Below are 12,711 nucleotides of genomic sequence, written 5' to 3'. Positions count from 1 at the left end.
TCCTTTATCAGATTGCCTACTAAGACAGTCACTTTCTATAAAAATCATATTTTTTAATTTTTTTTATCTCTATCTTGTAATATCAATCAACAATATTCGACCAATTAATTAGAATGCTTAAAGAGCATTTTATTAAAATTTGAGAAGGAGGATTTTTCAATTCAACACATAAAATTATGGAAGCTCTACAAGAATTATTTGGAGTGGACACACCTTCCGAAGCCATCTATTGGGCAATTGCTGCCCTGTCTTCTTCTGTACTAGGCGTACAAACTCTGTTGTCTCTCGTTGGATTGGATTTAGATGTAGACCTCGATTTTGATATCGGTGGTGATGATGTTACACTTTCAGCCATTCTTACATTTTTAGGTATGGGCAGTTGGTCTGCTATTCTGTTTAAAAGCCAGACAGATATGGGAGAAGGAGGCATTTTGCTTACTTCTTTAATTGCTGGTATCGTAGGCTTTGGCACTGTAGTACTTTTGATTAATAAAATGAAAAATCTGGAAAATTCTGGAAATGTAGAAATCAAAAATGCTATTGGTAAAGTAGCCGAAGTATATCTGGGAATTCCAGAATCCAGAACTGGTGAAGGTCAAGTACAATTGTTGGTGCAAGGCAGGTTAGTGATCTTTGATGCACTTACAGACGGTAAAAAAATAGAGACTGGCAAAGAAGTAATAGTCTATGATGTAGAAGAAGGAAAGCTTTTAGTAGAACTCTACGATAATAAAGAGCTAAGCTCTGCAAAAGTGCTTGACTAACAAGTTGTTAGTAGTATTTAATCTACATAATCTAATATAACCTACATGTTTACAACTCTGCTTTTTTAACATAGGACTTACGCATTTAAGTTAAAAATGATAATAGGATTAGCAAGAATCTGTTTAAGATAGTTGCTGAACGGAAGTACTTTGATTTGATAGAGTGTTGTTTTCAACTGTTTTGCAAGGAGTTTCAGCCCTATCCAAGCCTGGTAGCAGCAAGCTAGATGGTTCCTCTGGGAGATTGCCTTTCGGCATTGGCACTTCTCAGAGCCTGTAAGCTGTTTGTATTCCCTGTGGAACTGCTCAATCTGCCATCTGATCTGGGATTCGTTTTCGGCCTCAAATACATTCATCCTGTCCGATAGATCATTTGTGATCACCCATTCAATGTCCCCGTTTAGGGAGACTATCTTGAATAATTTGACGGGGTAAGGGTATTTTTTGAGTTTGACCTGTACGCCTTCCAGCAGTTGCCTACCGGAAAGCTCGACTGTGCCCACAGCCTGCATCCCTGTGTCTCTGGATAGGCTGACTTGGCGGTTGCTCTTCAGGGTAGTGAAGAATGTCCAGCCGCTTCTGTGCACAAGCTTAAGGTTGTCCATGGAAGCATACCAGCTGTCAAAAAGTATCTTTTTGGCTTTCAGGTCTTTACGCATGGTCATTCGGGTGAACATCTCCTGGAAATGGTCATTCTTGGTCTTCTTATCCGTTTCTGGGTGGTAGATTCGGTAATCGATAGGATAGTAATCCCCATCAATGCCATTGCTGTGTACCATGTTTACCAGATTGATCCCATTGACTAGGCCATGCTCATTGCCTGAGTACTGCCTTTTGGCCAATTCTATATACCGGGAATACCTCTTTGCCTGAACACTGTCATCGACAAGGATAAATGAGTCTGGGCTATCTTGGAGATGGCCCTTGACAATATCCCACAGGTCGGAAGAGGTAAATTTAGAATGGGCTAGAAAACGTGTGACTTGGTCATGACTGACATCCATAGAATGGGCTGCCATGTGGGTACAGGTATAATTCCCGTGAGTATGGAGAAGATATGATATGTACAGAGATTTATCCATATAAATTAGTATTAAAAAAAACAATCTCTCAAATTTTGAGCATTTTTGCTAGAGAAATTTAATATTGCGTAAGTCCTATAACATTTAAAATTTATAAATATGGAAATAATATCAGGATTGGGAGGTATTTTAGGTGTCTTTCTCGTACTTGTTACTGCAGTGTTTGTTAGTAGATATAAGCGGAGCCCATCCAATAAAATCTTAGTTGTTTATGGTAAAGTAGGAACAGGTAAAAGTGCAAAATGTATCCATGGTGGTGGAGCTTTTGTAATCCCTGTAATTCAAGATTGGCAATATTTAAACTTAAGTCCTATTCCAATAGAAATAGATCTTAAAGGAGCCCTCTCAAAACAAAATATACGTATCAACACACCAAGTACTTTTACAGTAGGTATTTCAACCAAAGAAGGCATAATGTTAAATGCTGCTGAAAGGTTATTAGGTTTAGATGAAGCAGAACTTAGAAATCAGGCACTCGACATTATTTTAGGTCAGTTAAGATTAGTGATTGCTACACTTACTATTGAAGAAATAAATCAAGATAGAGAACAGTTTTTATCTTTAATTAATAAACATGTTGCGTCTGAGCTAAATAAAGTAGGTTTAGAGCTTATAAACGTGAATATTAAAGACATTACAGACGAATCTGGTTACATTGAAGCTATTGGTAAAAAAGCAGCAGCAGAAGCTGTAAACCTTGCAAAAGTAGAAGTTGCTCAACAAGAACGAAGTGGTTCTATTGGTGAGGCAAAAGCAAATAGAGAAAAAGATGTAGAAGTGGCATCAGAATATGCGCAGTCGGAAGAAGGTACCAAAGCAGCCGAAGCTAAGAAAAGGGTAGGTATTGCTAATCTAGAAGCAGGTGCTGTGCAAGGTGAAAACCAATCTAAAGCGAAGGTAGCAGAATACAATGCAGAACTTGCAGAAAAAACTGCCGAAGCCCAAAGAAGAAGTGATGTAGCAAATGCAAATGCTTTAAAAGAAATTTTAGAAGCTCAGAAAATTGCCGAAATGGCTAAATTAGAGAAAGAGCAAATTGTGCAGAAAGAAATTGAAAAACGCAAAATAGAATTAGATGCAGAGGCTAAAGCAGAACAAATTAGAAGAGTAGCTAAAGGTGATGCAGATGCTATTTTGATGAAGTACAAAGCTGAAGCTGAAGGTTTACAACAATTGTTGAAAGCTAAAGCAAAAGGTTACGAAGAAATTGTTGCTTCTTGTAATGGAGATAGTAAAGCTGCTGCAACGCTACTATTGCTAGAAAAACTTGAAACCCTTGTTGCTAAACAAACAGAAGCAATTGCTAATCTTAAAATTGATAAGATTACTGTCTGGGATTCTGGTAGTGGAGAAAAAGGTGGAAGCACTTCTAATTTTATTAAGAACTTTATTAGCACATTGCCACCAATCCATGAGTTGGCTAAGCAAGCAGGTATCGATTTGCCGTCTTATCTAGGTTCAGTAAATGAGACTCCTCCTAAACCACCTTTGATGGAAGATTTAAAAGATGTTTTGCCAAAAGCAAACGGAAGTTTAGAACCAAATTAATAGAAACCTCCCAATTGGGAGGTTTTTTTATGCTTATCCCAAGTTATCACCTTTATACTTTTGAGTCAAATGCTGTCAATTTTAATAATTTTTATCGCTAGACATTTTATTTGATAATTTTTAATAGAACTTTGCAGCAATACCAGCATTTTGTGGCAGAGTAAGAATAATCTTGCTTTGCTGTAAAGCAAATTATTTTTTTATGCCTAGCTCATTTAATAAAGTATATACCTTTCAGTTTTGGCTGCTTTGCTCAAGTTCATTTCTGTTTTTTGCCAGTTTTAACATGATCATTCCTGAGTTGCCCTCTTACCTAGAAGGTATGGGAGGTGGCGACTACAAAGGCTTGATTATCGCGCTTTTTACACTTGCTGCGGGTCTTTCTAGGCCGATAAGTGGTAAACTTACCGATACGGTTGGTAGAGTACCTATCATGGTTTACGGAGTATTTGTTTGTATTTTCGTTGGCTTTCTTTATCCTGTATTAAGCACAGTTGCAGGCTTTCTATTCCTTCGTTTTATTCATGGTATGTCAACAGGGTTTAAGCCAACTGCTACCTCAGCATTTATTGCAGATGTAGTTCCTGCAAACAGAAGAGGTGAGGCCATGGGCATTATGAGCTTGTTTGGCAGTTTAGGTATGGCAGCCGGCCCAGCAGTCGGTGGATTAATAGCATTGCACATTTCAATTAATGCGCTATTTTACACTTCTTCCATTACAGCATTGTTGTCTATTTTGGTTTTAATCGGCATGAAAGAAACCTTAAAAGACAAACAGCCATTTAGTTTAAAATTACTTAAGATTAAGAAAGATGAAGTAATTGAACCAAGAGTATTTTTACCTGCAATTATTCTATTATTATCTGTTTTCTCTTTTGGAGCGGTGCTAACCATTATTCCAGATTTTAGTGTGCATTTGGGAATGGAGAATAAAGGATTGTTTTATACTTATTTTACATTAGCATCAATTACTATTAGAGTAGTCGCTGGAAAAGCTTCAGACCGATTTGGAAGGGTTCCTGTTCTTAAAATTGGTCTTGTGTTACTGGTAATATCTTTAGTAATGATTGGCTTTGCTAAAACTCCAACAGAATTGCTCACAGCATCTTTTATCTTTGGTTTAGCTTCGGGAATTAACTCTCCAACAATATTTGCATGGACAGCCGATAGAAGTGATAAAAAATATGTGGGTAGAGCCATGGCAACAGTTTATATTGCACTTGAAGCAGGCATTGGCTCGGGTTCTTTACTTTCTAGTTGGGTTTATAATAACAACGACGATATGCTTCCTCTTACTTTTTCTATTGATGCGGCTGTAGGGTTTATGGCACTAATAATTTTACAGGTATATTCGATGAAGAAGAAAAAGCAAAAAAAAGTAGTGCAGGTAGATGTAAATTAGTGATTGGGGGCTTAAGAAGAAATTTGATCTTTTAATTCCTCTTTAACGTGACTTTCTTCAAAGTTTGCCTTGTGTAGGCAGGGAATGTTTACGATTACTTGAGTGAATTTATTTTCTTGAGATTTGATGTTGATAGTGCCACCAATTTTTTGAGTGGCTACATTAGCAACATACAAGCCTAAACCTGAGCCTTTACTTTGGCTACTGCCTCTGTAAAACATTTCAAATACCTTATCTAGGACAGCGTCTTCGATTCCACAACCATTGTCTGTAATAGTGATTACAGCATTATCATTTTGTAAGGTTGTATCTACTTCGATATTAATCTCTTTCTTAGGATTGTTTTTTATCTGATAAACAAAAGCATTTTCTATAATACTCTTTAAAATAAGAGTAACTCTTTTCTCATCAGAAAAAAATGGGTTGGGATTATTCACAATAATGTTTACCTCAACTCCACTTTGCAAGTCTATTGGTTGTATTTTCTTAAGTACACTTTCAATAATTTCTTGAAAGTTTATTTTCTCCTTTCTTACTCTCAGTCTGGAATTATCAGAGAAGTCATTTATATCATTAATAAAACCATCGAGCTTATTCATACTTCCTTCTATCTTGTCTAAAAGAAAGTGAAATAAGTCTTTATTCGATTCATTTCTTAGTAGTAATAACAAGCCTAAAACAGAACTAATTGGCCCACGTATGTCATGAGAAGTTCTATAAACAAACATATCGAGCTCATCATTTAACTGTATAAGCTTAGCATTTTGCCTGTTTAGTTTTTTCTCACTTTTTATAAGCTCTCCAGTTGTGGTTTTATGCTGTTCAATTTCTAGTTCAAGTTTAAAGTTCATCTCAGAAAGTTCTGTTGTTCTTTCTTCAACTCTTTCTTCTAAATTATGAGCCAGTGTAAGTAGGTCAGTTTCTGCCTGAATTCTAGAAGTAATTTCTTTATTTAATAATGTGTTTGTGTTGCTTAATTGCTTGGTTACGATAAAGTTATGTGTTCGGGCAGCAAATTGTAATCTAGACAGCACCCAACAAAACAAATGGGTTAATACAACATACATTACCTTCGTTTTTGGAATGAGGTAGCCGTAATTCCAGAAATTTGCAATGGTGAATACCAAAAAGCCAAAAGAGAAAAGGATAAACAGATCTAGCTTCTTAGTATAAAAAATAACTGAGACGATAAATATTGAAAGTAGATAAGAGTATATGTAACCGTTTTCTTCAATTTCAAATGAGGCGACATAACCACTCCATCCTAGTATAAATAATGCAAAAACCTTAAAATGATAGATGTGTTTCCAGTCTATATCTGAGATTTGTTTAGCAGGGTGTTTAAGGTAGAGTGTAGTAGACGAAGATATAAAAATTAGCATCATAACATCAGATAGAAGATACACGTGGAAATCTGGTACTGCTATGTCTACAATCGTATACAGAGACAATACAAAAAGTGCGAAGAAGCTAATGTATTTAAGTCTATGTATATTTTCGAAACTAATTTCTTGGATAAACTCAGGTTTGTTCTCCTTTTTTACAATAGGAAAATTCTTGCGCCAGTCAATTTTAATTAGCTTGTAAATTCTGTGAATATAACGCATTTAATTTAACACCCTAATGAGAAAATGGGCATCTTTTTATGTTGATGGCCCTGAGAAACCGGTATATCTATATAGTAATTACTGAAATATTTCTTATAATTAAAGAGGCAACAGGTAATTTATTACAGTTCTCTCGGTTTAATTTAAAGCACGTATATACCTCAATTTTTTTAGCATACTGTTATGGTTAATTTTTTTAAAAAAGCCAGATTTATCTGCATTTTACTAGTCTCAGTTTTAGTGCTTTCATGTGATAAAGAAGACCCTATATTACAAGATTTAACAGATGAAGAACTTGATTTGAGAAATCAACTTGTGGCCATTATGAATTATTGGTATTTATGGAATGATGAAGTCCCGGATATCGATGTTAGAGCCTACGAAAGTATGCAAGATTTAATGGATGCTATGATTAAAGATGATTTGGATAAGTGGAGTTATGTAACAGATGAATCGAGTTACGATCAATATTTTAAGCAAGGTACTTATGCTGGTCATGGTTTTGGTATGCGATACGATGATGAAGGAAAGCTAAGAGTAAGTTTGGTGTATCCGGGTTCTCCGGCAGACTCTAGCGGAGTAACCAGAGGCTTTAATATTTTAGAAATAAATGGTAAGAGTGTTAGTGATATTAATGATTTAGATGCTGCTTTTGGAGCTGATGTAGAAGGCGTGGTAAATGAGTTTAAGTTTTTAAATACCGAAGGCGAAGAAGTAACTAAACAAATCGGAAAAGCACAGGTAGATATCGTTACGGTTTTACATGAGAGCATTATTGAGCAAAATGGTAAGAAAATCGGTTATCTCGTTTTTAATAATTTTATTGAGAGAGCAGAGACTGATCTAGCAAATGCATTTGCAGACTTTGCAGAAAATAATATTGATGAATTAGTACTAGACATGAGATATAACGGTGGTGGATTATTAAATCTGGCTACCATGCTTTCAGGAATGATTACCTCTGCAGATAATAACGGAGACCTGTTTGTAGAACTAGAACACAATACAGACAGAACTGCCAATAATTCAAGTTTTTTCTTTGAAAGTGAGCCGGTACAACTAGGATTAAATAGAGTAGTGATTATTACAACTAGTTCAAGCGCATCGGCTTCAGAGGCGGTTGTTAACTGCTTAAAGCCTTATATCGAAGTAAAAACAGTAGGTACTACTAGTTATGGTAAGCCAGTTGGGTCTTATGGTTTTAGGTATGAAGGTTATATAATTTCTCCAATCAGCTTTAGAGTGGTTAATGCCAATGGAGTAGGAGATTATTTTAGTGGCATTCCTGTCGATTCTCAAACACCAGATGACCTCTCAGTAGATTTCGGAAACACTGAAGAAGCTTGCTTAAAAGAAGCTTTATATTACTTGGAATCAGGTGATTTTAATAACAGTGGTTCCAGAACGGCCATCAATTCCCAAATTCAAATGAAAAACAGAGATATGTTAAAAGGTTGGAAAGCTGAAATAGGTGCATTTTAATTGAGTCTATTTCGACATAAGGTGTTTTGTGTATAAAGGGAGTGTTTATAAATACAACAATTATCCAATCGTTTGTGATTATATGGATTTAGAAACAAAATGAGTGATTTCTTGAGGAATCACTCATTTTTTAATACCTGAGCTGGGTTTGCATTCACTGCTTTTAATGATTGGAAAATGATTGCCAGTATTGCTGTAATAATTACAGTAAAGGCTGGCAATGCGTAAACCCACCAAGTCGCATCAATTTTATAAGCAAAATTATCGAGCCATTCGGTTACGAAATAGTGGCTAACAGGTAGCGCAAAGGCAAAAGATGTTAGTAATAGCCATAAGTAATCTTTCGAAAGCAATACCAAAATACCTGAAATATTCGCACCTAAAACTTTTCTAATACTAATTTCTTTATATCGTTGGCGCGTGTTAAAAGCAGCCAAACCTGTTAATCCTAAAAAGGCGATAATTACAGCGATAATGCTAAATGCAACAAACAATTCACTTAAGTACTGCTCCGATTTATACAATCTGTCGAATGCTTCATCCATAAAATGATAGTCAAAAGGATAGTGAGCAGCATGTTTATTCCAGGTTTGTTGGATTTGGGTTAAATTAGTTGGGGTGTTGGCTTCTTTATTTAGTTTCACCATTAAGTTATAGCCAAAGTTGATTTGTTTCTTTGAGCTCACCATTACCAATGGTTCAATATTTTGCTTTAAAGATTGAAAGTTAAAATCTTTTACCACACCAATTATTTCTCCTTTAAATCTTCCCCATATTTGTAACTCTTGTCCAATAACGTTTTCTGGTGACCAGCCAAAAAATTTCATGGCAGCTTCATTCACCATAAAAACTAAAGCGGAGTCTGGATAGGTAATTTCTTGAAAATCCTTTCCTGTTAGCACTTGTAAGTCAAATGTTTCGATATAGTTTTCATCGCTTATCAGATAAGAAATCAATTGCCTTTCATTTTCATCACCAACAGCTTTTACAGTCGTTGTCGATGTAATATTAATTGGAGGTCTAGAAGCGAATGTGACATTTTTTACTCCCGATATTTTTAATAAATCGTTACGGATTACATCTTTTTTATCTTGAATCGCTTTATCAGTGGGGAGTATGATTGTATGTTCTTTTTCATAGCCCAGATTTTGATCTTGAATTAGTTGCATCTGGCGAAAAATCACAAAAGTAAATGCTAGTAAAAACATAGAAATTGAGAATTGAACAATTACTAAGGTTTTTCTAAGGAACTTACCTTGATTTGAATAACTAAACCTACCTTTTAAGACTATAATCGGTCTAAAACCAGAAAGTACAATTGCAGGGTATATTCCCGATAAAAAGGTCATAAATAAGGATAAACCTACAAAAGGCAGTAAGATTTCTGGTTGTATGAGCAAATTAGTAGAGATATTGACCGAAGCAATATCTTTAAACCAGTCTTTTAGTAGAAATAACAATAGAATGGCTAGAAAAAAGGCGCTGAATATTAAAGTGCCTGATTCTATCATAAATTGCCAGAAAAGTTGGTCTCTTTGTGCACCAGCAACTTTTTTAATACCTACTTCTTTGGCTCTGCTTAGAGATAGGGCTGTAGTCATGTTTACATAATTGATACACGCCATTATTAAAATGAGTAAACCAATAGCCGAAAAAATGTAGAGGTATCTTATGTCACTTTTTTTGCCCAATGCATTGTGAAACTCAGAATATAAATAAACATCTGTAATCGGTTCCATATGTAATTGCACCATACTCACAGATTCTGCCCCAAATTTTTTAGTGATTAGATCCGTGAATTTATCAATAGTGGCTGTAGGATTTACAGCAGCCTCAGGAGTTAGCAGTGCATAGGTGGCAAATTCGGAATTATCCCAGTTTGGATTCTCATAATCGTTTAATGAAGCAAATGAGCCTATGCAGCTAAATTGAATATGGGTATTATCTGGTAGGTCTTCTACAATTCCAGTAATTAAATAATTTGTTTGGTTATTAACTAACAGAGATGTTCCGATTACATTCGTTTCGTTCCAATTAGCGCCAAAGTATTTTTCAGCTAAGCTTACTGTTAACACTAACGAATTTGGCTCTTTTAATGCTGTTTCAGGGTTTCCTTTAACTAGATGCAAGTCAAACATCGAGATAATAGCTGTATCTGCATATACAAACTCTTTCTCTTCAAATAGTTTATCATCTTTCTTTAAAACTATACCATAGCCGGGTCTTATTCTGGTAAAATTTAGCACTTCGGGAAGTTCCTCCTTTAGCATTACTCCAGCTTCTGAAGTAGCACTGCCAGAGGGCATACTAGTTTCTCCAAAATGCCATGTCATTGGAACTCTAACAAGCTGGTTTGCTTTTGGCCAAAAGTGGTCGTAGCTTTTTTCGTGGATTACATAAACAGTAATAAAAAGGCAAGCAGATAAACCTAAAGTTAGGCCAGTTAGAATAATAAGAGTAAATTTCTTTTGCTTTAAAAAGCTTCTTAAAGTGATTTTGAAGTTGTTCCAGAACATAGTGCAGTTTTCTAAAGAAAATGGAAATAACTTGTTGCTAAAAACAAATTATCTTAAAATCTTTAGTTCTGAAACATTTTTGCAGTAAGAAGAAGCCTTTTTGCAGTGAAGCTGTTTTTAATTTGTTTTAGGCTGCATGTTAGGCAGTCTAAGAGTAAAGCAAGTCCCTGAGCCTTCTACAGAATCTACTGTAATTTTACCTTTTAATTTCTCTATAGTTTCTTTTACTATAAACAATCCTAAACCAGAGCCCTTTTTATCAGGATGTGCCCTGTAAAACATATTAAAGATATTCTCTATATGTAGCTCGGGAATACCTAAACCATTGTCGGAGACTTTAACTTCGCAAATTTCCTGTGAGCAAGTTACCTCAACTTTTATAAATGGATTTTCCTGATATGGATTTGAATACTTTATCGCATTTGAAAGCAAATTATTTAAGATGATGCTTACTCTACTTTTATCAGAATAGAAGGGTTGCTTACAATTAATTATTACTTCTTTCTTAAGAAGTGAAGCATTTTCCATATAGTCATACACCTCAAATGTATTTTTCACAAGTTGTTCAAAACTAATCTCTTCTTGCTCTATATCTATTCTTGCATTTCTTGAGAAATCTATAATGTCTCCTATAAAAGTATCTAGTTTTCTAAGGCTTTTTTCTTGAAGTAGTAAGTATTCTTTAATTAGGTCGAGATTGTCTTCTCTCAAAGTAATATCTATCAAACCTAGAGCCGAAGCGATTGGCGCTCTCAAATCGTGTGATGCACTATACACAAATCTGTCTAAAGCATTATTAACTTCTATCAGCTCTTGGTTTTGCTTTTCCAGCCTGTTTTTGTAATTCCTATTTTCTGTAACATCTCTAATTCCACCATCAAAATAAACTTCGCCGTGTTTGCCTTTAGATAAATTACAGTTAATTACTCCCCAGAAATGATAACCACGATTATTCACAAACAAAGCTTCTTCATTATCTACAAAGCCATTAAATCTAATTTTATAGGCAATCTCTTTTCTCTGTACCGATGAAGCGTATAAATCTATGGCACTTACTTTCATTACCTCTTCTACACTGTCGTAACCAAACATTTTAGCAAAAGCCAAGTTTGCATAAATTATTTTTCCATTTGGTGTACTTCTATAAATACCTTCATTTACATTCTGACTAATCGATAGAATTAGTTGTTCTTGTTCGTTTATTACCTTTTCTGAGTTTTTAATTGTGGTAAGATCGGTTACTCTTAGCAAAATAAAGTTGGCGCCATCATTCTCGCCTTTTCGCATACCCATCATCCCATAAAAAGTATCTCCATTGCTGTCAACACATTGCACCTCACTCGTCCATGTTTTATTGGAGTTTATTAATGCATTTATTTTATGTATTTCTGAATAAGTAAGTGTTTTATTTTGTAGTTCGGAGAAATGCTTACCGTAAATCTGGTTTCTCGAATTATATTTAAATAGTTTGAGGCCTCGTTTGTTGCAGTCGTAGATTTCGAATGTATTTACATCTAGTAAAAACAAAGCATCTGGTGAACTTTGAAAAATGCTATTATACATTTTTCTGGTTTTCTCCAGCTTTTCTTCTACCATTACTTTCTCAGAGATTTCTCTGTTAATGCAAAATAGGTAAGTGGGAGTTTCTTTATCAAAAACGATATAAGTGTGGGTCTCTAGCCAGATATAGTAGCCATTTTTGTGTTTTAAACGCCAGCGAGTATAGGTAGATTTGCCCTCCCTATTTTGTAATAAGATATTGTTTTTGAATTTGTCTGAGTCTTGAGGATGCATTTGAATGCAAATGGTATTGCCTTCAAATTCGTCTGCATTGTAGCCTGAAATTCTCTTAAAACTATCACTTATAAACAAGTAGTTTGATTGGAGGTTGTGAATAGAAATATATTCATTCGTATCTCCAAGCCCGAGGTATTCTTTGATAAAAGATGTATTGAAGTGTTTAATACTGTCTGATTGTATTAACACATCTATATCCTCTTTTCTGAAATGCGCAGAAGCTAGCTGTTCATATAAATGATTAACATCAATTTCTGAATACTCACTTTCGATGTTGCCCTGTTTTTCAGCTGATTGATATTTTAATTTTTTTACTTCGGCCCTTAGTACAGAAATTTCACTCAATAAATCGGCATAAGTTGGCAATTTATTTTTCATTAAATAAAAAAATGGTAATTAGCGAATTTTAATCTGATAGTATTTTTGTTCAGTTTAAACAGTTGATGTTATGCTATTTAAAATAAGGTGTTCTGTGAGTGTAACTATGCGGATTCAATAATATGTTAGATATAA

The 12,711-nt window shown here is 34.8% G+C and carries 8 protein-coding genes; 4 read left to right on the top strand and 4 right to left on the bottom strand.

Going from position 1 to position 12,711, the window contains the following annotated elements:
• Positions 1-176: 176 nt before the first annotated feature.
• On the top strand, positions 177-764 hold the full coding sequence (locus OQ292_RS03190; RefSeq protein WP_284684601.1) for an NfeD family protein: 588 nt from the start codon (positions 177-179) through the stop codon (positions 762-764).
• Positions 765-841: 77 nt separating this feature from the next.
• Here the strand turns inward: OQ292_RS03190 and OQ292_RS03185 are convergent, their stop codons facing one another.
• Positions 842-1,846, bottom strand: coding sequence for an IS701 family transposase (locus OQ292_RS03185; RefSeq protein WP_284683585.1), 1,005 nt, complete (start codon positions 1,844-1,846; stop codon positions 842-844).
• Between the two features lie 99 nt (positions 1,847-1,945).
• Between OQ292_RS03185 and OQ292_RS03180 the strand changes: the two genes are divergently transcribed.
• Both OQ292_RS03180 and OQ292_RS03175 read left to right on the top strand, forming a co-directional pair.
• The gene (locus tag OQ292_RS03180; RefSeq protein ID WP_284684600.1) at positions 1,946-3,394 is read left to right on the top strand and encodes a flotillin family protein; all 1,449 of its coding nucleotides are present in this window, start codon (positions 1,946-1,948) and stop codon (positions 3,392-3,394) included.
• Between the two features lie 202 nt (positions 3,395-3,596).
• On the top strand, positions 3,597-4,796 hold the full coding sequence (locus OQ292_RS03175; RefSeq protein WP_284684599.1) for an MFS transporter: 1,200 nt from the start codon (positions 3,597-3,599) through the stop codon (positions 4,794-4,796).
• Positions 4,797-4,807: 11 nt separating this feature from the next.
• On the opposite strand, the gene OQ292_RS03170 is transcribed toward OQ292_RS03175, so the two are convergent.
• Complete coding sequence (locus OQ292_RS03170; RefSeq protein WP_284684598.1) at positions 4,808-6,403, bottom strand: sensor histidine kinase; 1,596 nt, start codon at positions 6,401-6,403, stop codon at positions 4,808-4,810.
• 183 nt (positions 6,404-6,586) lie between these two features.
• Here OQ292_RS03170 and OQ292_RS03165 point away from each other — a divergent pair, with 183 nt between their 5' ends.
• Positions 6,587-7,885: a S41 family peptidase gene (locus OQ292_RS03165; RefSeq protein ID WP_284684597.1), complete on the top strand. Its 1,299-nt coding sequence runs from the start codon at positions 6,587-6,589 to the stop codon at positions 7,883-7,885.
• Positions 7,886-8,004: 119 nt separating this feature from the next.
• Here OQ292_RS03165 and OQ292_RS03160 read toward each other — a convergent pair whose 3' ends face one another.
• Both OQ292_RS03160 and OQ292_RS03155 read right to left on the bottom strand, forming a co-directional pair.
• On the bottom strand, positions 8,005-10,401 hold the full coding sequence (locus OQ292_RS03160; protein WP_284684596.1) for an ABC transporter permease: 2,397 nt from the start codon (positions 10,399-10,401) through the stop codon (positions 8,005-8,007).
• Positions 10,402-10,518: 117 nt separating this feature from the next.
• Positions 10,519-12,576 (bottom strand): sensor histidine kinase, encoded by a 2,058-nt coding sequence (locus OQ292_RS03155; protein WP_284684595.1) that lies wholly within the window; start codon positions 12,574-12,576, stop codon positions 10,519-10,521.
• Between the last annotated feature and the right edge of the window lie 135 nt (positions 12,577-12,711).

This window comes from Chondrinema litorale, assembly GCF_026250525.1.
In the GTDB taxonomy this organism is placed as follows: Bacteria; Bacteroidota; Bacteroidia; order Cytophagales; family Flammeovirgaceae; genus Chondrinema; species Chondrinema litorale.
Note: the sequence above shows the minus strand (reverse complement) of the source record. Positions and strands in the feature narration are given on the sequence as shown.

Bases quoted from the DNA above. Each gene is read 5' to 3' on its own strand.
- OQ292_RS03190 (WP_284684601.1), top strand. From the start codon at position 177: ATGGAAGCTCTACAAGAATTATTTGGAGTGGACACACCTTCCGAAGCC.
- OQ292_RS03185 (WP_284683585.1), bottom strand. From the start codon at position 1,846: ATGGATAAATCTCTGTACATATCATATCTTCTCCATACTCACGGGAAT.
- OQ292_RS03180 (WP_284684600.1), top strand. From the start codon at position 1,946: ATGGAAATAATATCAGGATTGGGAGGTATTTTAGGTGTCTTTCTCGTA.
- OQ292_RS03175 (WP_284684599.1), top strand. From the start codon at position 3,597: ATGCCTAGCTCATTTAATAAAGTATATACCTTTCAGTTTTGGCTGCTT.
- OQ292_RS03170 (WP_284684598.1), bottom strand. From the start codon at position 6,403: ATGCGTTATATTCACAGAATTTACAAGCTAATTAAAATTGACTGGCGC.
- OQ292_RS03165 (WP_284684597.1), top strand. From the start codon at position 6,587: ATGGTTAATTTTTTTAAAAAAGCCAGATTTATCTGCATTTTACTAGTC.
- OQ292_RS03160 (WP_284684596.1), bottom strand. From the start codon at position 10,401: ATGTTCTGGAACAACTTCAAAATCACTTTAAGAAGCTTTTTAAAGCAA.
- OQ292_RS03155 (WP_284684595.1), bottom strand. From the start codon at position 12,576: ATGAAAAATAAATTGCCAACTTATGCCGATTTATTGAGTGAAATTTCT.